At 70.9% G+C, this 23,076-nt stretch carries 27 protein-coding genes, 2 tRNA genes and 1 other RNA gene; 16 read left to right on the top strand and 14 right to left on the bottom strand.

From position 1 onward, the window contains the following. Nucleotides 1–57 precede the first annotated feature (57 nt). Together MKK60_RS17555 and MKK60_RS17550 are read right to left on the bottom strand one after the other, a co-directional pair. Nucleotides 58–2,166: a glycosyltransferase family 2 protein gene (locus MKK60_RS17555; protein WP_243987753.1), complete on the bottom strand. Its 2,109-nt coding sequence runs from the start codon at nucleotides 2,164–2,166 to the stop codon at nucleotides 58–60. Nucleotides 2,167–2,221: 55 nt separating this feature from the next. Beyond that, nucleotides 2,222–3,268 (bottom strand): hypothetical protein, encoded by a 1,047-nt coding sequence (locus MKK60_RS17550; RefSeq protein WP_243987751.1) that lies wholly within the window; start codon nucleotides 3,266–3,268, stop codon nucleotides 2,222–2,224. Nucleotides 3,269–3,503: 235 nt separating this feature from the next. On the opposite strand from MKK60_RS17550, the gene MKK60_RS17545 reads away from it, so the two are divergent. After that, nucleotides 3,504–3,578 (top strand) — tRNA-Val (locus tag MKK60_RS17545). A 203-nt stretch (nucleotides 3,579–3,781) separates the two neighbouring features. Here the strand turns inward: MKK60_RS17545 and MKK60_RS17540 are convergent. Continuing rightward, nucleotides 3,782–4,177, bottom strand: coding sequence for a TIGR02300 family protein (locus tag MKK60_RS17540; RefSeq protein ID WP_147842056.1), 396 nt, complete (start codon nucleotides 4,175–4,177; stop codon nucleotides 3,782–3,784). 178 nt (nucleotides 4,178–4,355) lie between these two features. Between MKK60_RS17540 and MKK60_RS17535 the strand changes: the two genes are divergently transcribed. Then, nucleotides 4,356–4,544 carry a hypothetical protein gene (locus MKK60_RS17535; RefSeq protein ID WP_243987742.1) on the top strand — a complete coding sequence of 63 codons (189 nt, stop codon included), beginning with the start codon at nucleotides 4,356–4,358 and terminating at the stop codon, nucleotides 4,542–4,544. A 130-nt stretch (nucleotides 4,545–4,674) separates the two neighbouring features. On the opposite strand, the gene ssrA is transcribed toward MKK60_RS17535, so the two are convergent. Beyond that, nucleotides 4,675–5,046, bottom strand: a transfer-messenger RNA (tmRNA) gene (gene ssrA, locus MKK60_RS17530). Between the two features lie 92 nt (nucleotides 5,047–5,138). Between ssrA and MKK60_RS17525 the strand changes: the two genes are divergently transcribed. Then, nucleotides 5,139–5,411, top strand: coding sequence for a DUF2312 domain-containing protein (locus MKK60_RS17525; RefSeq protein ID WP_243987740.1), 273 nt, complete (start codon nucleotides 5,139–5,141; stop codon nucleotides 5,409–5,411). A 53-nt stretch (nucleotides 5,412–5,464) separates the two neighbouring features. Here the strand turns inward: MKK60_RS17525 and MKK60_RS17520 are convergent, their stop codons facing one another. Both MKK60_RS17520 and MKK60_RS17515 read right to left on the bottom strand, forming a co-directional pair. Then, entirely contained in the window at nucleotides 5,465–7,012 is a 1,548-nt protein-coding gene (locus tag MKK60_RS17520) for a GMC family oxidoreductase (protein ID WP_243987738.1), read from the bottom strand. Beyond that, nucleotides 7,009–8,430, bottom strand: a complete 1,422-nt coding sequence (locus MKK60_RS17515) for an alpha/beta hydrolase (protein ID WP_243987736.1) — start codon at nucleotides 8,428–8,430, stop codon at nucleotides 7,009–7,011. Before MKK60_RS17515 ends, MKK60_RS17520 begins: the two co-directional genes overlap by 4 nt. Nucleotides 8,431–8,676: 246 nt before the next feature. On the opposite strand from MKK60_RS17515, the gene MKK60_RS17510 reads away from it, so the two are divergent. From MKK60_RS17510 to rpsI, 3 genes are all read left to right on the top strand, one after another. Then, entirely contained in the window at nucleotides 8,677–9,255 is a 579-nt protein-coding gene (locus MKK60_RS17510) for a CoA-binding protein (RefSeq protein ID WP_243987734.1), read from the top strand. A gap of 228 nt (nucleotides 9,256–9,483) precedes the next feature. Next, the gene (rplM, locus tag MKK60_RS17505) at nucleotides 9,484–9,945 is read left to right on the top strand and encodes a 50S ribosomal protein L13 (protein ID WP_147750196.1); all 462 of its coding nucleotides are present in this window, start codon (nucleotides 9,484–9,486) and stop codon (nucleotides 9,943–9,945) included. 1 nt (nucleotide 9,946) lies between these two features. Beyond that, nucleotides 9,947–10,432, top strand: coding sequence for a 30S ribosomal protein S9 (gene rpsI, locus MKK60_RS17500; protein WP_147842051.1), 486 nt, complete (start codon nucleotides 9,947–9,949; stop codon nucleotides 10,430–10,432). Nucleotides 10,433–10,568: 136 nt separating this feature from the next. On the opposite strand, the gene MKK60_RS17495 is transcribed toward rpsI, so the two are convergent. Beyond that, nucleotides 10,569–11,072: a hypothetical protein gene (locus MKK60_RS17495; protein WP_243932519.1), complete on the bottom strand. Its 504-nt coding sequence runs from the start codon at nucleotides 11,070–11,072 to the stop codon at nucleotides 10,569–10,571. Between the two features lie 177 nt (nucleotides 11,073–11,249). Here MKK60_RS17495 and argC point away from each other — a divergent pair, with 177 nt between their 5' ends. From argC to MKK60_RS17470, 5 genes are all read left to right on the top strand, one after another. Further along, nucleotides 11,250–12,197: an N-acetyl-gamma-glutamyl-phosphate reductase gene (gene argC, locus MKK60_RS17490; protein WP_243987733.1), complete on the top strand. Its 948-nt coding sequence runs from the start codon at nucleotides 11,250–11,252 to the stop codon at nucleotides 12,195–12,197. A 75-nt stretch (nucleotides 12,198–12,272) separates the two neighbouring features. Beyond that, nucleotides 12,273–12,743, top strand: coding sequence for a DUF1348 family protein (locus MKK60_RS17485; protein ID WP_147858225.1), 471 nt, complete (start codon nucleotides 12,273–12,275; stop codon nucleotides 12,741–12,743). 70 nt (nucleotides 12,744–12,813) lie between these two features. Further along, nucleotides 12,814–13,707 carry an acetylglutamate kinase gene (argB, locus tag MKK60_RS17480; RefSeq protein WP_147727765.1) on the top strand — a complete coding sequence of 298 codons (894 nt, stop codon included), beginning with the start codon at nucleotides 12,814–12,816 and terminating at the stop codon, nucleotides 13,705–13,707. A gap of 120 nt (nucleotides 13,708–13,827) precedes the next feature. Beyond that, nucleotides 13,828–14,541 (top strand): pyrimidine 5'-nucleotidase, encoded by a 714-nt coding sequence (locus MKK60_RS17475; RefSeq protein ID WP_243987726.1) that lies wholly within the window; start codon nucleotides 13,828–13,830, stop codon nucleotides 14,539–14,541. Next, entirely contained in the window at nucleotides 14,538–14,942 is a 405-nt protein-coding gene (locus tag MKK60_RS17470; protein ID WP_147727767.1) for a metallopeptidase family protein, read from the top strand. The genes MKK60_RS17475 and MKK60_RS17470 overlap by 4 nt, the downstream gene beginning before the upstream one ends. 4 nt (nucleotides 14,943–14,946) lie before the next feature. Here the strand turns inward: MKK60_RS17470 and MKK60_RS17465 are convergent, their stop codons facing one another. From MKK60_RS17465 to MKK60_RS17450, 4 genes are all read right to left on the bottom strand, one after another. Then, nucleotides 14,947–16,191, bottom strand: coding sequence for a peptide ABC transporter permease (locus MKK60_RS17465; RefSeq protein WP_243987724.1), 1,245 nt, complete (start codon nucleotides 16,189–16,191; stop codon nucleotides 14,947–14,949). A gap of 136 nt (nucleotides 16,192–16,327) precedes the next feature. Beyond that, entirely contained in the window at nucleotides 16,328–16,852 is a 525-nt protein-coding gene (locus tag MKK60_RS17460) for a DUF2937 family protein (protein WP_147842044.1), read from the bottom strand. Nucleotides 16,853–16,923: 71 nt separating this feature from the next. Next, complete coding sequence (locus tag MKK60_RS17455) at nucleotides 16,924–17,925, bottom strand: WD40 repeat domain-containing protein (RefSeq protein ID WP_147728007.1); 1,002 nt, start codon at nucleotides 17,923–17,925, stop codon at nucleotides 16,924–16,926. Nucleotides 17,926–17,974: 49 nt separating this feature from the next. Next, nucleotides 17,975–18,649, bottom strand: coding sequence for a YoaK family protein (locus MKK60_RS17450; protein WP_243987722.1), 675 nt, complete (start codon nucleotides 18,647–18,649; stop codon nucleotides 17,975–17,977). Between the two features lie 207 nt (nucleotides 18,650–18,856). On the opposite strand from MKK60_RS17450, the gene MKK60_RS17445 reads away from it, so the two are divergent. Further along, nucleotides 18,857–19,282, top strand: a complete 426-nt coding sequence (locus tag MKK60_RS17445) for a response regulator (RefSeq protein WP_243987720.1) — start codon at nucleotides 18,857–18,859, stop codon at nucleotides 19,280–19,282. A 39-nt stretch (nucleotides 19,283–19,321) separates the two neighbouring features. Further along, nucleotides 19,322–19,687 (top strand): photosystem reaction center subunit H, encoded by a 366-nt coding sequence (locus MKK60_RS17440; protein ID WP_147728009.1) that lies wholly within the window; start codon nucleotides 19,322–19,324, stop codon nucleotides 19,685–19,687. 53 nt (nucleotides 19,688–19,740) lie between these two features. Here MKK60_RS17440 and MKK60_RS17435 read toward each other — a convergent pair whose 3' ends face one another. Together MKK60_RS17435 and MKK60_RS17430 are read right to left on the bottom strand one after the other, a co-directional pair. After that, entirely contained in the window at nucleotides 19,741–20,097 is a 357-nt protein-coding gene (locus MKK60_RS17435; RefSeq protein ID WP_147728010.1) for a hypothetical protein, read from the bottom strand. A gap of 4 nt (nucleotides 20,098–20,101) precedes the next feature. Further along, nucleotides 20,102–20,329 carry a hypothetical protein gene (locus MKK60_RS17430; protein WP_147844422.1) on the bottom strand — a complete coding sequence of 76 codons (228 nt, stop codon included), beginning with the start codon at nucleotides 20,327–20,329 and terminating at the stop codon, nucleotides 20,102–20,104. 56 nt (nucleotides 20,330–20,385) lie between these two features. Between MKK60_RS17430 and MKK60_RS17425 the strand changes: the two genes are divergently transcribed. Further along, nucleotides 20,386–20,529: a hypothetical protein gene (locus MKK60_RS17425; RefSeq protein WP_187274659.1), complete on the top strand. Its 144-nt coding sequence runs from the start codon at nucleotides 20,386–20,388 to the stop codon at nucleotides 20,527–20,529. A 4-nt stretch (nucleotides 20,530–20,533) separates the two neighbouring features. On the opposite strand, the gene MKK60_RS17420 is transcribed toward MKK60_RS17425, so the two are convergent. Further along, on the bottom strand, nucleotides 20,534–21,976 hold the full coding sequence (locus MKK60_RS17420; protein WP_243987718.1) for a protein adenylyltransferase SelO: 1,443 nt from the start codon (nucleotides 21,974–21,976) through the stop codon (nucleotides 20,534–20,536). A 215-nt stretch (nucleotides 21,977–22,191) separates the two neighbouring features. On the opposite strand from MKK60_RS17420, the gene MKK60_RS17415 reads away from it, so the two are divergent. Both MKK60_RS17415 and MKK60_RS17410 read left to right on the top strand, forming a co-directional pair. Beyond that, nucleotides 22,192–22,268 (top strand) — tRNA-Met (locus MKK60_RS17415). Between the two features lie 155 nt (nucleotides 22,269–22,423). Continuing rightward, nucleotides 22,424–23,076: CDP-diacylglycerol diphosphatase (locus MKK60_RS17410; protein ID WP_243987716.1), on the top strand; the 653-nt coding region annotated here is incomplete at its 3' end.

The following is a 23,076-nucleotide window of genomic DNA, read 5'->3' as shown; positions in this document are numbered from 1 at the left end:
GGGGAAGGCCGCAGACCTGCGTCGTCTTCTCGCACGGCCCACGATCCCGGCCACGGCTCAGAGCCGGTAATGCCCGGAAATCCGTGACAGATTGATGTTGTAGTAGGGATCGGCGCGCAGTCGCGCGCCCCAGCGCGCCTGCATCACCGCCGTCTCGCGCTCGAACCGCGCCCACTTCTCCGGCGTGTCCTCCGGACCGCGACTCTTCGACTCGTGGTGGACAAGGGCGGCGAAGGGCGTCCACACGATCCGGTAGCCGGCCGCGCGCACGCGCAGGCAGAGGTCGACATCGTTGAAGGCAACCTTGAGATCCTCGGCGTCGAAGCCGCCGAGGGCGGCGAAGACGTCGGCGCGCATTGCGAGGCACGCCCCCGTGACCGCCGAAACCTCATGCGCCATCGTCATCCGCCCGAAATAGCCGGGCTCGGTACCGTCGAGCCCGAGATGGCTGTGACCGGCGACGCCCCCGATCCCGAGGATCACGCCGCCGTGCTGCAGCGTCCCGTCCGGGTAGAGCAGCTTGGCGCCGACCGCGCCGATGTCGGGCGCGAGCGCGATCGACACCAGCTCCCGGAGCCAGCCCGGCTCGATCACTTCGACGTCGTTGTTGAGGAAGAGCAGCACCGAACCCGTCGCGGCCGCCGCCCCGCGGTTCGACAGGTCCGAGAAGTTGAACGCGCCGGGAACCGGGAGGACACGCAGGCGCGGATCGTCCCGGTATCGTGTGAACAGGGCGTGGGTTTCGGGCTCCCGGCTGTCGTTGTCGACGACGATGACCTCGATCGCCGGATAAGCGGTCCGACCGAACAGGCCGTCGAGGGTCACGCGCAGCAACTCGGCACGGTCCCGCGTCGGGATGATCACCGAGACACGGGGTACAGGATCGGGGAGGGGGCGCACCAGCCGGTTGAAGCCTGCGGGCCCACGCTCGGCCCGGCCGCCCCAAGGGGCGACGACCTCGGCGAGCGCCTGGAGGCGGGCCGCCTCGGCGCGGGCGAGCGCCCGGTCAGAGAAGGTGCCCGAACCGCCCGCCGCCCGCCAGTGATACAGCACCGCCGGGATGTGCCGGATCCGGGCGGGATCGAGCCCGTCGGTGAGGCGAAGGAGCAGGTCGTGATCCTGGCTGCCCTCGAAGCCGGGGCGCAGGCCCCCGACGGCGCGCAGGGCCTCGGTGCGGATCACGGTCAGGTGGTTGATGTAGTTCTGCCCGTACAGCAGCTCGCGATCGAAGTCGGCCTTGAAGTGCGGCTCGAAGCGGTTGCTGCGGCGATCGATCTTGTCCTCGTCGCTGTAGATCAGAACGAGGTCGGGATCGATGCGGATCGCCCGGACAACCTCGTAGAGGGCATGGGCGGGGAGCGCATCGTCGTGGTCGAGGAAGGCGCAGAACGGGCCCTGCGCCGCCGCCAGCGCGTCGTTGGTCGCGCGGGCGATGTGCCCGTTCTCCGACCGGCGCGCCACGCGGATCCGGGGATCGGAAGCGGCGAACCGTTCGAGCAGCCTCGGGACCGCCGGGTCGGTCGAGGCGTCGTCGACGACGCAGAGCTCCCAATGCGGATAGAGCTGGGCCTGGACCGAAAGCAGCGCCGTGCGCAGGACCTTCGGAGCCGGATCGTAGACCGGCATCAGGATCGAGATCAGCGGCGGCGTTTCCCAGGCCGAGACCTCCGCCCGGATGCGGCGGCGCTCGGCCGGGTCCAGGGTGTCGGCTCGCCGGATCCAAGCGGCATAGCCGCTCTCGGTCCGGTACCGCAGCGCCCGATCGAGGAACCCGCGCCCGCGCAGCCGTTTGCCGAGGCTGCGCCAGTACACGGCCTGCACCGCGAGCCCAGGAGCACGCGCGAAGGCGCGGGCGACCAGGGCCGGACGCGTGCGGCGTCGAATGGTGATCCGGCTCGGATGCGGCGGCCTGCCGCCGGCGAGGTTCGCTATCCGTAGGGCGCGGATCGCGGCCGGGACCTGGCCGGTCCAGGCGGAGACGCCGCCGCCGATGGCTTCGTCGGCGAGCGGCACGCCGGGCCGGGCATCGTCGGTGACGACGAGGCTCATCAGCGGGCGTGCCTCGCGGGGGGCGGCCGGGTCGTCGTACAGCGTGATGGTCACCCAGGCCCCGTCGAGGCCTAACCCTGCAAGGTCGAGGCGCAGCCCGTCCGCGTCGCGTTGCATCGCGAGCGTCCGCGTCGGTCCGCGTCCGAGGACGGTAGCCTCGATCTCCGACACCTCAGTTATTCCAGCTCTTGGCGAGGGACATCAGCACCGCGTCCGACATGGCGATGTCGAACACCAGCATGTCGGCGACCGCCTTCACCGCGCGGAGGCGCTCGGCCAAGGCCAGCGCCTCGTTCGAGATCGGAACCGGCGCCGGCATCGGCACAATGCCCTCCAGCCCGATCTGGTCGAACAGGGTGGAGGCGAAGGCCTTGAAGTAGGTCCTGTGCCCGACGATGCCGAGGCGCGCGAGGATCTCGATCGCGACGATGGAATTGCCGGGGTGCAGACGGTCGTCGGGCAGGCGCGTGCCGAGCTGGCGGGACAGGGGATTGTAGAGGAGGTGATAGGCCGGCTCCGGGAGCATCCGGAAGAAGCGCTTCAGGCTCTTCGGGTCGGCGTAATCGTACGCGTCGACGAACAGGGCCGCCTCGGCGTAGCGGCCGATCCGCCAGCCGGCATCCTCCTCGGCCGCGGTCCGCGCCTTCAGCCACAGCATGCGCGTCGCCATCTCGACGTACGGGTCCTGGACCAGAATCGCCGACAGCATGCGCTCGGGTGGGAAGTACTGCTCGTAGCGCGGCACCACCAGCGCGCCGGACAGGAGCTGAGACGTCGGCGTCATGTTTCCCAGAACGCTGCTCACGATCTCGTCGGACAGCTTGTGGATGCCGAAGTAGGATTGCTGGAAGTACGGGAACAGCGCGTTCTGCAGGCCGACTTCGGAGTGGATGCCGGTGTTGATCAGGAGCACCCGCCGGTCGATCAGGCGCTCGCGCGGCACGCGCCGGTGGACCAGCACGTTGGTGTCGGCGTCGTAGAGTTCGAGGACCGGCATCGTCGAGAGGCCCGGCACCTCGGCGTCCCGCAGCTCGAAGACGCATTGCCCGGTCGAGTGCCAGCCGTTGTGCTGGAAGGCAGGCTCGGTGATCGTGGCCGCGACCTCAGCCAACCGCCGGCCCTCGACGGAGACCACGACCCGGCTCACCGCCAGAGGGTTGTCCGGGACGATCCAGCCGCGGATCACGTCGCCGTTGTCGTAGTCGATCAAGAACCGCATGTTCCATCGCTGCCGCGCCCGTGCTCCGGGCCCAGTCCTGAGCGAGGCGTCGCGCGCCGCCCGGGACCGCGCCATAGCGCATTTCCGTGGTCGTTGCAGCGCCGCCAGACCGGGCGAGCGGACAGGCGGCCGTCTCAGTTGGCAGGCTTCGCGGCCTCAATCGTCCAATGCGGCTTGCGCCACCGAACGGCGGAGGCTATAGGCCCCCCACACCGAAGCGAAACGGCTTCGGCGAGGGCGCGTAGCTCAGCGGGAGAGCACTTCCTTGACATGGAAGGGGTCACAGGTTCGATCCCTGTCGCGCCCACCATTCCGCTTTCGTGGAATGATCGACGAACGAAGCGAGGGCTCCGCAGGGGGCCCTTTTTTCTTGGCCGAGGCGTCGTTTCGGACACGTTCCTAGGAGGACGCCGACGATCGCTCATCCCGACATGCGATCGGCTCGACGCACCGGGGGTGCATCGAGCCGGATCCTATCGCGGGGATCGAGCCGACCCGACCCGTCGCGAACGCTCAATCGTCGTCGTCTTCCTCGACGTCGACGAGATCGGTGGTGTCGTCGTCCTCGTCGTCGACCACGAGGGTGTCGTCGTCGGCGGTTTCGCCGTCGGCATCCGGCTCGATGACGTCGTCGCCCTCGGTGTCCGTGTCGGTATCCTTCTCGGTCTCCTCGGCCTCGACCTCGTCAAGGGAGACCAGTTCCGGACCGGCGGCATCGGCCTCGTCGTCGTCGGCGACCGGATCCTTGCGGGCGGCGATCGGCGCGGACCGGCTGGCGAAGGGGGTGAGGGCGGCGGTCGGGACGACCTCGCCGGAATAGGGGGAAACCACCGGATCACGACCGAGGTCATAGAACTTCCTGCCGGTCGTCGGGCAGATCCGTTTGGTACCGAGTTCGGGACGAGCCACGTGCGCCTTCCTGTGTCAGTGCGATCAAGCCCCGTGATGTCGCGGGTTTTCGCGCGGTGTCAATTCATGTCGCTCGATGCGCGCATGGCGGCCCTGCATCGAAGACCGGAAAAAAGCAGTCCGGAACGCTGTCGGCGTCCCGCTCGTTCGGTCTCCACATCCAAGGAGACCAACGCTCATGAAGATCGCCATCCTCGCCGGCCTGCTCGCCCTCGGCGCGCTCGCCCAATCCGCAGCGGCCGAGGCCAAGGGCTGCATCAAGGGTGCCATCGTCGGCGGCGTCGCGGGCCATATGGCCGGCCACGGCAAGATGGGTGCGGCCGCGGGCTGCGCCGTCGGGCACCACAACGCCAACAAGAAGCGCTGAGGGCTTCGCAGCGCTCGGCCCCGCCGTTTCTCGAGACGGCGGGGCTGCGAGCGCACATGCCGGGCCGGGTGGCCTAGCGCATCGAGCACGCGAACGCCGACGAGAAGGGAAAGGTGGGTCCCAGGGCCGAAGCCCCGGGTTCTGTTTCGACGGTTACCCTACCGCAAGATGCTTACGCCGCGAGGCGGGCATCCATGACAACGTTATCGTTGGCATTTAGGATTTGGTCAGGTGCCCGAAACGGGGGTTGCCCGCGTCGAACCGGTCGAGTCCCTACCGACAGTCGCATCGTACCTCACCGGAGTGAAGCTGAACTCGCGATCCCTTTACCGCCCAGTCGAACCTATTTCGCCCCCATCAGAAACGCAGCTCCGTCAGGCGTCGCCCGCTGCGTTCGTGGTGGAGGCGCCGGAGTACTGCCCTCCGGGTCCTGAAACGTTATTACGAACCGGTCATCAACCGCACCCCTGATATAGCCGGTCCCCGGCCGAAAATCCAGATCCCTCGTGCGCGGGGGGCGGTCTCGCCTTAACCGTTCGCTCACCCCAATGCGCGACGAGCCGGCCGTGGCTTCTCGCGAACAGAGGTTCTTGGATGACCGACACGATTGGGATCGCCGGCGACCGCATCCGCTCCATCATCGAGCGGGTCGAGGGGGTCGACGAGGAGATCAAAGCGCTGATGGAGGCGAAGAAGGAAATCTTCGCCGAGGCCAAGGGTGAGGGCCTCGACGTGAAGATCCTCAAGGAGATCATCCGCCTGCGCAAGCTCGACCAGAATGCGCGCGACGAGCACGAGACGCTGCTCGACGTCTATATGCGGGCCATGGACGCTCCCGCCCCGAAGCCCGAGGCGATCGCAGCCTGACGTCGCGCGATCGGTCGCTCCGACGGGGCCCGCCGCCGGCGCGCCCCGTCGGATCAGGCCCCGCTCAGCACCTTCTCGGCACTGCGCAGGCTGAGCGCCATGATGGTCAGGGCCGGGTTCGCCGCGAGCGAGCTCGGGAAGGTGGAGCCGTCGCAGATCCACAGGTTCGGGACCTCGAAGGATTTTCCGAACGGGTCCACGACGGCCTCGTCGCCGTCATGCCCCATGCGGCAGGTGCCGATGGTGTGGGCGACCCGGTCGAGCGCCCAGATGTCGCGGGCGCCGGCCCGCGTCCACAGGTCGATCATCAGCTTCGTCGCGTGGGCGTTCAGCCGCTCCTCGTTGTGGCCGTAGCCGAAATCGATCGCCGCCTTGCCCATGCCCAGGGCGTCGGTCTCGTCGGAGAGCGTCAGCCGGTTGGCATCGCACGGCAGGGTCTCGCCGTTGATGCCGATGCCGGCGACGTGGTTGTAGTCCGCCAGGTAGTCGCCGAGCGCCTTGCCCCAGAGCTTGCGGCCGCGGGCCACCGAGTTGGCGAATGTCAGCGGCGCGACGCCGAGGCTCTGGACGAGGTAGCCGCCGGCGAAGTCGGCGTCCTTCGGCCGGATCATGTCCTCGGTGATCAGCGACGACGGGTAGCCGCGGTTGGGCCGCGTCTCGGCGTCGAACGTGCCCCAGACCTGGGTCGCGACGTGACCCATGTAGTTGCGCCCGACCTGCCCGCTGCCGTTGGCCAGCCCCGTATGCAGCAGCAGCCGCGCGGTCTCGACCGAGCCGGCGCAGAGGAACACCTGCGCGCAACGCTGGCGGCGGTCGACGCCGCCCTGCCGGTAGACCACCGCGGTGATCCGGCCGTCGCGATCGCGCTCGAACCCGTGGGCCCGCGCCTCGGACCGGATCTCGGCGCCGTGGGCCACCGCCAGGGGAAGGTAGGTCACGTCCATGCTGGTCTTGGCGCCGTTGCGGCAGCCCTGGTGGCAGTAGCCGCAATTGATGCAGGCCGGGCGCAGGCCCCCGCCCTCCTGCGCGAAGTCGCGGGAGACCACGGCCGCAGGCGCATCGGTCGCGCGGATGCCCGCACCCTCGCAGGCCTGCGCCATGATCTGCGCCGACGCATTGCGGGGCACCGGCGCGAGGGGGTAGCGACGGCTCGCGTCCCACGGATAGCTCTGCGGGCCGGAGACGCCGATGAAGGCCTCGACGCGCTCGTAGAACGGCAGCAGCTCGTCGTAGCTCACCGGCCAGTCGACGCCCTCGCCGGTCTCGGTGCGGATCATCAAATCGCGCTGGTCGGCGCGCGGGCAGAACGCGCCCCAGTGCAGGGTCGAGCCGCCGACGCCCGTGCCGCTGTTGTTGCCGCCGAAGGCTTCCGGGGTCGAGCCGCCGCTCAGGCGCTCGTCGGTCCAGTAGATCTCGTCAGCGAGCGTCTCGTCGAAGGCGAAGCCCTTGGGGTCGAAGTTCGGGCCAGCCTCGAGGGCGACCACGCGCGATCCGGCGGCGGCGAGGCGCGCCATCAGCGGCGCGCCGCCGGCACCGGTGCCGATCACCACCGCATCGACGACCTCGTCGGTCGCGTAGCGCGTCATCGAATCGAGGTTCATCGTCCGTCCCCACCCTGCGCGACGGGCTCCCAGCCCTCGCGCTCGCCTAATCCGATCTTGGTGAAGCCCACCGGCCGCGCACCGTCGCCGCCCGCACCGATGCCGGAGAACCCGATCCAGGCGAGCGCCGCCGGCTGGGCGAGCCAGGTGCGCACCACGTCGGCGCGCAAGTCCTCGAACCAGACGGTCAGCTGCTCCGGCGCGAAGCCGAGCGCTGATCCGCCCGGCAGGACGCCCTTCTCGATCGCCCGGAGCAGGTCGTCCTGCGCCGCGCCGTCGAGGGCGAGGAAGCGCCGACCGTCGGCGCCCGCCGCGGCATCGAGGCTGCGAAGCGCGGTCTTGTAGGCCGATGCGTCCGGCGGCAGGGCGGAGAACCGCCAGCCGTCGCCCTGGCCGCTCGCGAGCCGCGCATCGATGCGGGCGGCGAGGTCGATCCCGGCGGCCTGCGGCAGGACGCGGGCGACGAGGGCGCGCAGGATCGCGAGCTCGATCGCGTCGAGGGCCCGCGGTCGATAGCTGGGATCTTCGGGCTCGGCCCGCGCGCGCAAGGCGTCGCGCAGGCGGCTGTTGACCCGGTCCGACGCGATGAGTCTCGCATACGCCACGTCGATCACAGGCGTCTCGGCAAACGTCGTGTCGGGTGCGGCCGCATGGGCGCGGATCAGGTCGGCGACCGCGTCCGGCCGCTCGATCGGCAGCAGATGGCCGGCGCCGTCGAGGGTGACACGGCGCGATGAACCGAGATGCGGCGCCATCAGCGCGGCCTGCGCCTCCGGCCCGAGGTCGCCGTCCTCGCCCCCGGCGAGGATCAGGGCCGGGGTGCGCAGGATGCCGATGCGCTCGCACCAATCTTCGCGGCTTCCGTCGCTGAGCCAGGTCCGCCAGGCCGCCGGCGCGGCGCGCAGCACGTCGGCGACCGCGGCTTCGGCGCGTTCGGCGGGGAGGGGAGAGCCGACGTTGCTCTCGATGAAGGCCCGGGCTTCCGCCTTCCGGGTCGCCGCGTCGGCTCCGATCCAGGCGATCATCGTCTCGCGGCGCGCCTCTTCCATCGGCTCGGGGCTCGGCGGCGATCCCGCGAGCAGCACGAGGCCGGAGAGACCGTCCAGCCCCGCCTCGCCGTCCTCGGCGCGGCGGGCCAGCGCGAGCGCCACCTTGGCACCCATGCTGTGCCCGGCGATCAGCCAGCGCGCCGGGGCCGCCGCACGGATCTTGCCCGCGACGTGATCGGCCATCGCCGCGACGTCGTAGCCCGGCACGTCGGCGGCGTCGCCGAAGCCGGGGAGGTCGATCGGGACGCACGCGACCGCGGCGCCGAGGCGATCGGCGACCTGCGCCCATTCCCGTGCGCTGCCGCCGAGGAAGTGCAGGCAGAACAAGGTCGGCGGCGGGGAGGGGGCGGACGGGACGTGCGGGCTCATGCCAGCAAAGTTGCGCGGGACGCCCGGCAATCAAGCGACCTAATTGCCGCGCTTGGTGCCGAATGCGGCGCGCGATGCCCCGCGCGATGTGGACCCGTGGCGCGGGGCCCGCCGCCGCCGGCGCGGCGATGGCCGACACCCGGGGGGCCGACCGCCGGAACGACCCGAGACCGTGCACCGGGTCGACCCGATCCGCGCGCAGCCGTAAGCAGAGCGGGCTGCGATCCGAAGAAGAAGCCAAGCCCGATGATCCCGACCCTCGACCAGGTTCCCGACGGCCTCGCCACCCGCCACGACCGCTACGCCGACGCGCATATTCGCGCCACGCTGCGGGCGACGCGCACCATCGCCCTGGTCGGCGCCTCGGCCAATCCGGCGCGTCCGAGCTGGATCGTGCTGAAGTACCTGCTCGATCGCGGCTACGCGGTCACGCCGGTCAATCCGGGGCTCGCCGGGCAGACGCTGCTCGGGCGCCCGGTGGCCGCGTCCATCGCCGAGATCGGCGAACCGATCGACATGGTCGAGATCTTCCGCAACTCCGCCGCCGCCGGCGGCCTCGTCGACGAGGCCTTGGCGCTGGACCCGCTGCCGAAGACGATCTGGATGCAGCTCGGCGTGCGCGACGACGCGGCCGCCGCCCGCGCCCAGGCGCGCGGCGTCACCGTGATCATGAACCGCTGCCCGAAGATCGAGTACGGCCGCCTGTCCGGCGAGATCGGCTGGACCGGCGTCAACTCGCGGATCATCAGCGCGAAGAAGCCGGTGCTCGCGGCCAAGGGCGTGCAGAAGTTCACCATCGCCCCGCGCGGCGGCGGAACGGATTGAGACGCTGCGTCCGCATCCGGCGTAACAGCACCGGTTCCCGCCTTGCGGTATCCTAATACCACCAGGCCGAACCCCTTCCAGAACTTCGCTTTTCGGACGATGCGCGCCCGTGAAACGGGTTGACCTCGAACCTCGGCCCGTCTATCCAGCGCCCAACGCCGCCGCGTCCCCCGACGCGGCGGCGGCTCGTTTTTCGATACACCACCGAGCGCCAACGGAATTCGGCTTATGAAAACCTTTTCGCTGAAGCCCGCCGACGTCGACAAGAAGTGGATCGTGATCGACGCGGAGGGCCTCGTCGTCGGCCGTCTGGCTTCGATCATCGCCCTGCGTCTGCGCGGCAAGCACAAGCCCGCCTACACCCCCCACGTCGATTGCGGCGACAACGTCATCGTCATCAACGCCGACAAGGTGAAGTTCACCGGGCGCAAATACGTCCAGAAGGTGTACTACCACCACACCGGCTTCCCCGGCGGCATCAAGGAGCGGTCGGCCAAGTTCATCCTCGAAGGGCGCTTCCCCGAGCGCGTCGTGGAGAAGGCCGTCGAGCGCATGCTGCCCCGCGGCCCGCTGTTCCGCCAGATCATGGGCAACCTCCGGGTCTACAAGGGCACCAGCCACCCGCACGAGGCCCAGCAGCCGCAGACGTTCGACGTCGGCGTCCTCAACCGCAAGAACGTGAGCGCTTAAGATGGCGACGCTTCAGTCCCTCTCCGACCTCAACCGGTCGAACGCCGGCGGCCTCGACAACGAGCACGCCGCCCCCGTCCACGTCCAGAAGCTCGACGCCCAGGGCCGCGCCTACGCCACCGGCAAGCGTAAGGACGCGGTCGCCCGCGTCTGGATCCGCCCCGGAACCGGCAAGGTCGTCATCAACAAGCGCGCGGTCGAGGTGTACTTCGCCCGCCCCGTCCTGCGGATGATCCTGCGCCAGCCGCTCACGGTGGCCAACCGCGTCGACCAGTACGACATCACCGTCACGGTCGCCGGCGGCGGCCTCTCGGGCCAGGCCGGCGCGGTGCGCCACGGCCTCTCGAAGGCGCTGACCTACTACGAGCCGGAGCTGCGCGCGCCGCTGAAGCGCGAGGGCTTCCTCACCCGCGACAGCCGCGTGGTCGAGCGTAAGAAGTACGGCCGCAAGAAGGCCCGCCGCAGCTTCCAGTTCTCGAAGCGCTGATCGGCCCGGTCGGACAAAGGAAAAGGCGGCTCCTCGCGGAGCCGCCTTTTTTCTTGGTTTGGTCGAACCGCCGGCTCGCTTATCGCGCGGCGCTTCGAAGGGAGTCCGATGGAGCAGGCCGTCGAACCACTCCGTTTCAGGCGTGGACGGCCTTCTCCAGCTCGGCCTTGGACATCTTCGAGCGCCCGGCGACCTTCTGCGCCTTGGCCTTCTTCATCAGGTCGGCCTTGGTCTCGCCGGAGGCGGACTTGCGCGCCGCGGCGGCCTTCTTCGCCACGTCCTTCGGCTGCTTCGAGAACTGCTTGCCCTTGGCCGTGTCGCTGCGCTTCTTCTCGGTCGAGCGGTCGTACTGCTCGTCGGAGACCGCCTCGCGCGCCTTCTTCGGCAGGTAGCGTTCCCCGGTCTTGCCGCTCTCCTTGCCGGACTTCGTGTCCCATGCCTCGTCGGTCCACTGCTTGAGATGGTTGTCGTCGGTCTTCTTGCCGGCATAGCCGCCGCCGGCCTTCTTGTATTCCTGGGTCGCGAGCTGAGCCTTGCGGGCCGACCATTGGCCGGCCTTTCCGCCCTTGTCGCTCTTCGTGACCTTGTCCTTGGTCTTCTCCCAAAGCTTGGGGTCGGTTTTCTTCGCTGTCTCGGACATCGCTCGATCACCCGTCGTCGTGGATTTTGCCAACAACGAGAGCACGCCGGCCCCGTTCCGGCGGTGATGCGATGGCCTGTTGATGACGCCCGGCATTGACAGGCCGGCACGCACCGGCCACCTCCCGCACCGCGACACGACGCGCCGGCGGCGGCCGGATTCGGGGGTGCGACGACGATGGCGGGCGAGAACCACAAGCCGACGGTGTTCATCGACGGCGAGGCCGGCACCACCGGGCTCGGCATCCGCGAGCGCCTGGAGCGCGACGGCAAGGTGACCCTGCGCAGCATCGCGCATGCCGACCGCAAGGATGCCGGCGTGAAGCGGGCGCTGCTCGCCGAGGTCGACCTCGTGGTGCTCTGCCTGCCGGACGACGCCGCCCGCGAGACGGTGGCGCTCTGCGACGCGCTGCCCGGCGGCGGCCCCCGCGTGCTCGATGCCAGCACCGCCCACCGCGTCGCGGCGGGCTGGACCTACGGCTTCGCCGAGATGGCCCCGGGGCAGGCGGAGGCGATCGCCGCCGCGCGCCGGGTCGCCAACCCCGGCTGCTATCCCACCGGCGCGATCGCGCTGCTGCGGCCCCTGGTCGAGGGCGGCCTGATCCCGTCCGACTTCCCCGTCAGCATCAACGCGGTCAGCGGCTACAGCGGCGGCGGCAAGAGCATGATCGAGGCCTACGAGGCCGGCTCCGCGGCCCCGTTCCTGCTCTACGGCCTCGGCTTCGCGCACAAGCACCTGCCGGAGACGCAGGCCTATTCCCGGCTCACCGCCCGGCCGATCTTCATCCCGTCCGTCGGCGCGTTCCGGCAGGGCATGCTGGTCTCGATCCCGCTCCATCTCGACGCGTTGCCGGGCCGTCCGTCCGCCGGCGATCTCGAGGACGCGCTCGCGCGCTGGTACGCGGGGCAGGCGCTGGTGCAGGTGGTGATCGGCGCCACCACCGGCGCGCACAAGGAGCAGATCGAGCCGGAGGCGTTGAACGACACCGACCGCCTCGAGCTGCGGGTGTTCGGCTCGGCCGAGCACCGTCAGGCGGTGCTGGTCGCGCGCCTCGACAACCTCGGCAAGGGCGCCTCCGGGGCGGCGGTGCAGAACATCGGCCTGATGCTCGGGCTCGGCGCCTGAGCCGCCATCCGGCGCATTGACGTGGCCCGACGGCCCGCGAACAATCGGGCATCGGCAACAGGAAACCGTTCCAGCATGACCGAGACGCGCCCACCGCTGCCGCCGTTCGACGCCTTGTCCGCGGCGAAGAAGGCGCGCGGCGCCGAGGATGCCTGGAACACCCGCGATCCCGAGCGGGTGTCGCTCGCCTACACCCCCGACAGCTGGTGGCGGAACCGCTCCGAGTTCCTGACCGGGCGGCCGGCGATCGTCGCGTTCCTGACGCGCAAGTGGGAGCGCGAGCGCGAGTACCGCCTGATCAAGGAGGTCTGGGCCTTCCACGAGAACCGGATCGCGGCGCGCTTCGCCTACGAATGGCACGACGCGTCCGGGCAGTGGTTCCGCTCGCACGGCAACGAGCAGTGGGAATTCACCGAAACGGGCCTGATGCGCCGCCGCGAGGCCAGCATCAACGACGTCGCGATCGACGCGTCCGAGCGCAAGTTCCACTGGCCGCAAGGACCGCGCCCGGCCGACCATCCGGGCCTGAGCGACCTCGGCCTGTGACCGCGTTTCGCGGTTCGCCCGCGTTCCTGTAGAAGCCCGCGCGTCGCGATGCCGGCGCGAAAGGATGCCGATGACCGAACTGCCCAACGTGCACGTCCGTGCCGAAGTCCTGGCCCAGGCGCTGCCCCACATGCAGCGCTACGACCAAGAGATCGTGGTCATCAAGTATGGCGGGCATGCCATGGGCGACGCTTCGGCGGCCGAGGACTTCGCCGAGGACATCGTGCTGCTCGAGCAGTCGGGCGTGAAGCCGATCGTCGTCCACGGCGGCGGCCCGCAGATCGGCCGGATGCTCGACCGGCTCGGCATCCAATCCGAGTTCCGCGGCGGCCTTCGCGTCACCGACGAGGCCACCGTCGAGGTGGTCGAGATGGTTTTGGCCGGGTCGATCAACAAGCAGATCGTCGGCTGGATCTCGGCCGAGGGCGGCCGGGCGATCGGCCTGTGCGGCAAGGACGGGAACATGGTCCGCGCCAAGCGGGCGTCGAAGACCGTGATGGACCCCGAGAGCCGGGAGATGCAGACGGTGGACCTCGGCCTCGTCGGCGAGCCCGAGCATGTCGAGCGCGGCGTCCTCGACGCGGTGCTCAAGGCGGAGCTGATCCCGGTCCTGGCGCCGGTGGCGTACGGTGCCGATGGCAAGACCTACAACGTCAACGCCGACACCTTCTCCGGCGCCATCGCCGGCGCGCTGCGGGCCAAGCGCCTGCTGCTGCTCACCGACGTGCCGGGGGTGCTCGACAAGGACAAGAACCTGATCCCGGAGCTGACGGTCGAGGATTGCCGGCGACTCATCGCCGACGGCACCATCACCGGCGGCATGATCCCGAAGATCGAGACCTGCATCTACGCGATCGACCAGGGCGTCGAGGCGGTCGTCATCCTCGACGGCAAGGTCAACCACGCGGTGCTGCTCGAGCTCTTCACCGATTACGGCGCCGGCACCCTGATCCGCCGAAGCTGACGGACGAACGCACCATCGAAAGCGCCCGGGTCGTGCTTCGGCCCGGGCGACCGCATCGCGCCCCGCGGTCATTTTCGGAGACCGGACATCTCGAACAGAACCATACCCGGCGAGAGCCACGTGACGGCCCCGGATGCGCGCGGCTTCGAGGCCGTCGACACCTGGGTGTTCGACCTCGACAACACCCTCTACCCGAGCGACGCCATGGTGTGGCCGCAGGTGGACGAGCGCATCACGCTGTTCGTAATGCAGCTCTACGGCCTCGACGGGCTCTCGGCGCGTGCGCTGCAGAAGTATTTCTACCACCGCTACGGCACGACGCTGAAGGCGCTGATGGTCGAGGAGAACGTCGACCCGCACGCCTTCCTCGACTTCGCCCACGACATCGACCACGCGACGATCCGGCTCGACCCGGCTTTGGGCGACGCGATCGAGCGGCTGCCCGGGCGCAAGCTGATCCTCACGAACGGCTCCCGCAGGCACGCCGAGAACGTCGCGAAGAGCCTCGGCATCCTCGACCATTTCGAGGACGTGTTCGACATCGCCGCCGCCGACTTCGTGCCCAAGCCCGAGCGCGCGACCTACGAGCGTTCCCTCGCGCAGCATGCGGTCGACCCGACGCGGGCGGCCCTGTTCGAGGACATCGCCCGCAACCTCGCGGTGCCCCACCAGATGGGGATGGCCACCGTCCTGGTGGTTCCGGCCGCGATCGACCCCTACCGCGAGGCGTTCGAGCAGGAGGCAGTGCGGGAGGTGCATATCGACCACATCACCAACGACCTCGCCGGCTTCCTGCGCAGCTGCGTCCTCCCGGTGGCGAAGGACGCCGCGTGAGCCTCGCCGCCGCCAAGGCGCCGAGCCTCGCCGAGATCGAGGATCTGGCCCAGGCGGCCTTCGCCGCGCTGCCGGCGGAATTCCGGGCGCTGGCGAAGGACGTCCGCATCGTCGTCGACGATTTTCCCGACGACGACACGCTGACAGAAATGGCGTGCGACTCGGAGTTCGACCTGCTCGGCCTGTTCCGCGGCATCGGGCTGGCCCAGGCGGGCGAGACCGTGACGGGCCAGATGCCGAACACGGTCTGGCTCTATCGCCGGCCGCTGCTGGATTACTGGGCCGAGCACGACGAGACGCTCGGCCACCTCGTCGCCCACGTCCTGATCCACGAGATCGGCCACCATGTCGGGCTCTCGGACGCCGACATGGCCGGCATCGAGGCGGCGGCCGACCTCTGACCCGTCAGGCGCGCGGCGGCTCGCCCGGCGCCGGCAGCTTCAGGCGGCTGACCTTCGGGCGCCGCGTGCGGAACTGGCCGCGCTCGATCGCGACGAAGACCAGGATGGTGATGGCGAGCGTCGTCAGCCACCACACCACCGTGAGCCCGACGCCGATGCAGGCGATGGTGAAGGCGGCGGCGAAGCCCGCCATCGCCCCGGGCACCAGCAGCGGCACGTCGCGGCCCGCCCGGCGGATCGAGGCGTAGAGGGCGAAGGCGGCGGCGAGCGCCCCGACGACGCCGAGCTCGTACCACATGGCGAACAGCGCCGTGCTCGGGGCGTTCACCGGGATCAACCCGAAGACCCGGCCGCGCAGCGCCGTCTCGAAGCCGTGGCCGGTGATCAGCCGGACCGGCTCGGTGGTCACGATCCGCTGCCAGCTCTTCAGCGTCAGCACGCCGGGGCTGAGCGGCCCGAACAGGGCGGCGCCGATCGGTCGCGCCAGGAACGGCAGCAGCGGCGCCACGGCGAGCAGGCCGGCGGCCAGGCCCGCGGTGAGGCCGACGCCGAGGCGCGGCCGGAAGCTCGTCACGGCGAAGGCGAGGGCGCCGATCGCCAGGGCCGCGATCTGCCCGACGTTCGGGGAGACCGCCAGCGCCACGGCGACCACCACGGCGAGGCCCAGCGCCTCGCGGTCGCGCCGGCGCGAGCGCAGCCACGCCACCGAGGGCCAGAGCAGCAAGGCCAGGAGGGTGAGGCCGCGATCGAGCGCGTTGTCGTCGTCGGGCACGCCGCGCATCAGGGTGTCACCGAACAGGCCGAGCACGATGGCGACGATCGCCGCCGCGGTGACGCCGAGCGGCAGCAGGTAGAGGTTGGCCGAGCGCATCCGGTCCGGCAGCGCCATGTAGCCGGCGAGCGTCAGCAGGATCGTCGCGACGAGGTTGGCGAAGCGCTCGGAGGCGGCGCCGGGGAACGGCGTCCAGACCAGCGACAGCGCCATCCACACCAGCACGAGCAGGCCGGCGAGGAAGGCCGGCGCGCGCAGCAGCCGGGCGCTGCCCGACAGCAGCGGGCGCTGGCGCCCGTCGATGGCGCTGGCGATGATCAGCAGCGCGACCGCGATCGGGGCGAGGATCACCGTGGCGCGGCGCGCCACCTGCGCCACCACCGGCACGATCACGAACAGCCCGAAGAACCCGACGCGGCGCAGGAGCGCGGCCGCATCGAGCGCCGGGTCGATCGTCTGGGTGGATGGGCGCGCCATGGTGCGACTCGAAACCAGCGTGACGGCGACGTGCCCGGGAAACCCGGCCGCGCCCGTCCTTGCCTTCCCGCTTAAGCAAGCCGCGCGCTAGGAGCTGTAGACGCCCGGCCACACAGGGGCGCCGACGTCGCCCGCCTCAGGCGGTCGTGACCTCTGTCCGCGGCCGGCGGCGGACCACGCGGCGACCGACGTCGGACAGCACGCGCCAGCCGCCCCAGGCGGCGAGGAACCCGAGCAGCCCGGCCACCACCCCGTCCGTCGTGGTCGGCAGCGCCGGGTCGTAATCCTGGTAGGTGGCGCGGGCGAGCGGCACGTCCGGGTCGCGGATCACGGCGGCGAGCCGCCCGAGCGGGCTCGTGGCCGAGGCCAGCGCCTGCTGCTGCGCCGAAAGCCGGGCGAGCCGCTCGATGTCGTAGCGCGCCGCCTCGCCCCGCCGCGCGACCAGGGTGTCGGGGTTGGTGCGAAGCCGGTCGACCGCCCCGTCGCGGGTGTTGCCGGTGGCCTTGGCGTCGGAATCGAGCGTCGCGATCTCGCGCTTCAGCTCGTCGAGGGCGCCGCCGAGGCGCTGGGCGTATTGCTGGGCGAATTCGGGGCCCTGCGCCGCCAGCCCGCCGCCGAGGAGGCCGAGCGCCAGACCGAGGGTGCGGAAGACACGGAACACGGCATCGCCTCGTCGAAATGGTCGTTGCAGAAGAGCACGGCGACGGCGGCAGTTCCAGAACCCGGTCGGATTCAGGCCGGCAGGGTCAGCAGGCCCGCCGCGCCGTCGACGCATCCGAAGGCCAGCCGCCCGCCCTTCGCGTCCCAGGCGAGCGCCGAGATCGCGCTGCCCTTCACCGCCGGGCGGACCAGCAGCTCCGAGGCGTCGGTGAAGCGCACGAGCAGGATGCAGCCGTCCTCGTAGCCCATCGCCAGCACCAGGGCCTTGGGGTGGAACGCGACGCGCGAGACGCGGGCCGGGCGCACCCCGCACTCCCGCGGGGCCTTGCCGGTCGGGCCCTCCTTCGAATCGAACGGCCAGACGATCGCGGCCTCCGCGCCGCTGGTGGCGAGCCAGTGCCCGTCCGACGACCACGACACCGAGCGCACCTTGGCCGGGTAGCCGGACATCCGCATGTGGCCGCGGTCCGGCTGCAGGCGCCAGCCGTGCAGCGCGTTCTCCTGCATGGTCGAGACGACGAAGCGCCCGTCGGGCGACCACGTCACGTCGATGTGCGAGCCCTTCCACTCGACCATCTCGGCCGGGGTCTCGTGGTTCGGGTACCAGAGCGAGACGCCGTTGTAGTGCGACGCCGCCAGCCGGTAGCCCTTCGGGGCGAAGGCGAGGCCGCGGGCGGTGGAGGGGGCGGTGAGGGTCCGCTCGCGCCCCTTGGCGTCGCGGGCGACCACGCTGCGCCCGGCGGCGTAGGCGACCGACCCGTCGGGGTGCAGCGCCAGCGCATCGATCCAGGCGCCGCCCTTGGCGGTGGCGACCTCGGACAGGGTGCCGTCGGCCCCGATCGCCACGACGCGCCCGTCGTCGCCGCCGGTGACGAGGCGGTTAGCATCGCCGGCGGCAGCGAGGATGCCGGCCTCGGGATGGGCGGCGAGGCGGCTCGAGGTGCCGTCGCGGCTCAGGACGATCGTGCCGTCGCCGAGCGCCAGCAGCAGCGCGTCCTTCACGAAGTGCGCGGCGACGACGTGGGCGCCCGCCTCGATCGGCGCGACGTGGGTGGTCAGCGAGGTGTTGCTCATCGGGCGACTCGATCGGAACGAAGGCGGACAGGACGGGTGCGGAACGGGATCAGGCGGCGGGCGGCTCGGGCATCATCGCGCGGTGGCGGAGCGCGAAGATCGCGGCGACCAGGGCGAGAACGCCCGATATCGCCGCCGGGATCACCAGGGCATAGAGGTCGAGGCGGGCATAGGCCACGGCGCCGGCGAGGGCGCCGACCAGGAGGGCGGCCCAGACCGCCCCGTCCCCGACCCAGCCGAAGGGCGGCCCGGTGCGGGTGAGCGCCTGCGCGATCTTGTGCCCGAGGCTGAACAGCGCTCCGGTGACGAAGGTGGTGCCGGCGCGAAACCCCTTCACCTGCGCCAGCACGGCGTTCTGCGAGCCCATCGCCACCGCCATGAAGAACGAGGCGATGCCGAGCTCCGGGATCGCGAGGCCGACGCCGAGGGCGGCCAGGATCAGCAAGGCCTCGTAGCCGAGCACCGCCGGCGTCGCCCAGGGGAAGGGGACTAGGATCGACAACCCGCTGCCGAGGACCGCGCCGGCGAGGAACCCGCCGATCAGGACCGCCGGCAGCACCACGTGCGCGAAGTCGGCGTGCCCGAGGAAGACCGAGAGCTGCGTGGTGTTGCCGCTCATGAACGAGGTGTAGAGGCCGCCGAGGCGAACGAAGCCGAGGGCGTCGACGTATCCAGCGAGCGCCGTCAGCACGAGGCCGGTGCCGAGCTGCCAGGACCGGCTCACGAAACCCGATCCGGTGCGCGTTCCGTCAACACTCGGTTAACCATTCCCAGCGCCTCGTCCAGGGGCGGGCGGGCAGGGTTAAGGCTTCGCTCACCAAACCTCGGCAATTCGATGCAATCACGGCGAACGCCGGAGCACAGGGCCCCGTTGGTCTTGCGATCCGGCTGCGGGACCTTCGTTCCGCGCCGGGTGAGTTGGAGTTGCGTCATGATGTCCTTCGCCTGCGCCGCCATCGGCCTGCCGAGCTACCTCGACCGCGCGCCCACCACCGTCCTGGTGGTGGAGGACGAGCCGTTCGTCTGCGAACTGGCGGCGGAGGCGCTGCTCGACGAGGGCTACCGCGTCCTGACCGCCGCGGATGCCTGGGAAGCCGAGGCGATCCTCACCCGGGAGACCGTCGATCTGCTCTTCACCGATATCGATCTCGCCCGCAACACGAACGGGATCACGCTGGCGCGGGCCGCCCGGGCGCATTGCCCCTCGCTCCCGGTGGTCTACACCTCCGGCGGCCGCGCCTGCCTCTCGCAGGGCGAGGCCGTCCCCGAATCGATCTTCGTGCCGAAACCCTATCGACCGAGCCAGCTGGTCGCGCTCACGAACGACATCCTGCGCAGCCACGCCCACCACGCCTGATCCCGATCCCTCGACGCACGACGCCCGGAAACCTGACGCATGCGCCTCGCTCACGCCGCCCTCCTGATGCTCGCCGCCGGCCTCGCCACGCCGGTCGAAGCCGCCTGCGACGTGAAGGGCGCCAAGATCGAGGAGACGATCGCCCGGAAGAGCGAGCTGCAGGAAGCCGCCAACAAGCAGACGGTGCGCGACCTGCGCACGCTGCGCGACGCGGCGATCGTGCTCGAAACCTATTCCTACGTCACCGAGTGCGAGCGCGTTCTGGAGATCGTGAAGACCCTGGCCGCCGACCCGGAAAAGACGATCGAGAAGGGCGACACCGACGAGGAGAAGGCCGAGGACCTGCAGGAGGCGCGCAAGCCCAAGCCCGCCTTGGAGCCGGCCGCGCCGGCCAAGCCCAAATGACTAAGCCCAAATGATCACGCCCACATGATGGGGAAGCCCGGGTCGGTCCGCCTCTACCAGCCGAACCGCGCGATCCGGGCGAGCTGCGCCTTGCCGGCGGCCTCGTCCCGGCCGAGGAGCGCGACCCGCTCGGACAAGCCGTAGGCGGTCGGCGAGAACGGCAGCGACAGCAGCACGACGCCCTCGGTCCGCGATCGGTTCACCGAGGCGATCAGGCAGGCGATCACGGGATCGTCCTCGGGCGCGCCGACGCAGTCGGCCCGCGGGCTGCCGAACAGCGGCCGGTTCGGCAGCGTCAGCTGGATCGTGGTGCCGCCGCGCCGGTCGGGGGCCGGCGGCAAGCTGTAGCTGCGCACGAACAGGGCCGGGACCAGCACCAGCAGCGCCAGGACGACGAGAGCCTTGCGCATGGCCTCAGCCCGGCTCGTCGAAGCGGCTGCGGAAGAACACCTCGCGCCCGGCGCCGTCGATCACCCGCACCGCCTCCGCCGGCCCGCCCGAACGCTGCGGGACGCGGGCGCGGGCGAACAGGCGCAAGGCGCGTTCCTGCGCGCCCTCGAGCCCGGCGCTGCGCACCGAGATCCGCGTCTGGACGTCGCCCGGCTCGGGGCCGAGGACTTCGATGTGAAAGGTCTCGCGCACCGCCGTGCCTCTGCCCTAACTCGGACGCATCGTCCACCGTCGCGAGACCTTCGCCCGTGAGCCCACTCAAGATCGCTGCCGCGGTCGCCGTCTGCGCCCTGCTGTTCTGGCTCGGCCTGCGCATCACCCGCGTGATGGTCGACCTCGGCATCCGCGCCGGGCATGCCGAGGCGCGCCGGCGCGAGGAGGAGGAGCGCTGAGCCCCTATCCGACGGGCAGCGGCGCGGTGCCGTAGGCCTCCGCCATGTGCGCGATCGCCGCGAGCTTGTCCGAGAGCACCGACCAGTCGTCGGACGACGCGATCGGCGCCCAGAGCGCCTCGACCTCGTCGATCAGCAGCGTGCACGGCCGCGTCTGCGCGAAGTAGGGGTGGGCGAGGTTCGCCCCGGCGGCCGGCGCCATGCCCTGCAGGGCCGCGCGCACCGGCGCGAAGCTCTCGCCGGCATAGAGCGCGGCGGACGGGCTCGCCGCGGCACGGTCCGCGCTGGCCGTCCCGCCGTACCAGTCGAAGAACGTCTGCTCGAACGGGGCGCCGCTCTCGGCCAGGAAGCGCCAGAACGCCCCGACCAGGCGATCGGTCTCGTCTTGGCCCGCCTTGGCGAGTCCGAGCCGCGCGAGCAACGCGTCCGCGAACCCCTCCTGCAGGGCCGGGCCGAAGCCCCTGAGGACGGCTTCGAGATCCGCCTGCGGCGCCAGCGTCAGCAAGCAATCCGCCAGCCGGGCGAGGTTCCAGTACAGCGCCTCCGGCTGCCGGCCGAAGCTGTAGAGCCCTTGCGTGTCGAAGTAGGCCGCGGTGAAGTTCGGGTCGTAGGCCGGCAGCCAGCGCCACGGGCCGTAATCGAAGCTCTCGCCGGTGACGTTGATGTTGTCGGTGTTGAGCACGCCGTGGACGAAGCCGGCCGCCGCCCATTGCGCGCCCATCCGCGCGACCCGCCGCGTGACCTCGGCGAGGAACGCGACGGCCCGCTCGGCCACCGACTCGCGCCAGAGATCGGGCATGTGGGTGGTGATCGTGTGATCGAGCAGCCGCGCGACGTTGCCCGGCTCGTCGAGCGCCAGGAAGCGCTGGAAGCTGCCGATGCGGATGTGGCCGTGGCTCAGGCGCACCAGCACGGCCGAGCGGGTGGGGGAGGGCTCGTCGCCGCGCTCCAAAGCCTCGCCGGTCTCGATCAGGCTGAAGCTCTTGGAGGTGTTCACGCCCTGCGCTTCGAGGAGCGCGGTGGCCAGCACCTCGCGCACGCCCCCCTTCAAGGTCAGGCGCCCGTCGCCGGCCCGCGACCACGGCGTCGTGCCGCTGCCCTTGGTGGCGAGATCGAGCAGGCGCCCGTCGCGCAGGTCGTGCAGCTGCGCAAAGAGGAAGCCACGCCCGTCGCCGAGATCGGGGTTGTACGAGCGGAACTGATGGCCGTGATAGCGCAGGGCCAGCGGCGCCGGGAACGAGCCGGGCAGGGGCTCGAACCGGCCGAACCGCGCGATCCACTCGGCGTCCGACAGCCCGTCGAGGCCGACGCGCGCGGCCCAGGGCTGGTTGCGGACGCGCAGGATGGTCTCGGGAAAGCGCGCGGCCTCGACCACGTCGAAGAAGTCGCCGCCGAGGTCGGCATGGCGGCGGGAGGGCCGCGCCGCTTGGGATGGGAGGTCTGACAAGGAAACGGCCCTCGCTGGGTTCCGGCATTCGAACGACACGCAGTGCGATAAGCCGCCCCGGCCCGATCCGTTGCGGCCCGGCGGAAGCGACGCAAACCGGTCCCGAAAAAACCCGGGCTCCATCCCGAAACAGGGCGTTGACACCGCAAGCCGCCGTTCCCTATACCGCCGATCTCCGAACCGGCCGCCTGCCCGAGCAGACGGCCGCGGGCTGGGGCGGGGTAGCTCAGCTGGTTAGAGCAGAGGAATCATAATCCTCGTGTCGGGGGTTCGAGTCCCTCTCCCGCTACCATTTCTTCAACCCGCCCAGTCTCGACGTGGCGGGTTTTTTCATGCCCGCAGGGTGCTCGAAAGCCGTGCTGCAAGGCGCGATCGCCGATGCGACGCGGCGGGGGTGATCGCGGCCGCCTCGGGCGGACGGCGCGTCGGGGATCCGGGAGGGACGTCATGCGCTGGATCGTGCCGACCGCGATCGTTCTCGCCGCGCTTCCGGCGGCCGCCCGCGCCGCCGGCGATCCGAGCCGGGACGTGCTCTGGGCGGCGCTCAAGACCTGCGTCCTCGCCAAGAGGCTCGCCGACCGGACCTTTCCCTGCCTCGACGTCGATCTCGGCGACAAGGACCGGCCTGGGACGGCGGTGCTGCGCGCGCCGGGCGAGCCGACCCACGTCGTCGTGATGCCGACGGACACGGTCGCCGGGCTCGAGGCGCCGGTGCTGCGCGGGGCGCGGGGGATCGCCTACTGGCGCGCCGCCCTCGCGGCCCGGCGCTTCGCATCCGCCCCGCTGAAGGGCCGCGTGCCGGTGGAGGAGGTCGGCCTCGCGGTGAACTCGGCCCGGGGCCGAAGCCAGGACCAGCTCCACATCCATCTCGACTGCATCAAGCCGCGGGTGCTGGCCGCCCTGCGGACGCACGGCCACGGCATCCGCGCCACCTGGGCGCCGTTCCCGGTTCCCCTCGCGGGCGACCGCTACCTCGCCCTGCGGGTGACGGCTGCCGAGGCGGAACGCTTCAACCCGTTCGCGGCGCTCGTCCGCCTGCCGGGGCGTCGGGACCTGCGGCAGACCAGCCTCGCGGCGGTCGCGACCCCGGCCGGCGATCC

Source organism: Methylobacterium sp. J-092 (assembly GCF_022829325.1).
Classification (GTDB): Bacteria; Pseudomonadota; Alphaproteobacteria; order Rhizobiales; family Beijerinckiaceae; genus Methylobacterium.
The sequence above is the reverse complement of the archived record's forward strand: the minus strand, read 5'-3'. Positions and strand labels throughout refer to the sequence as shown.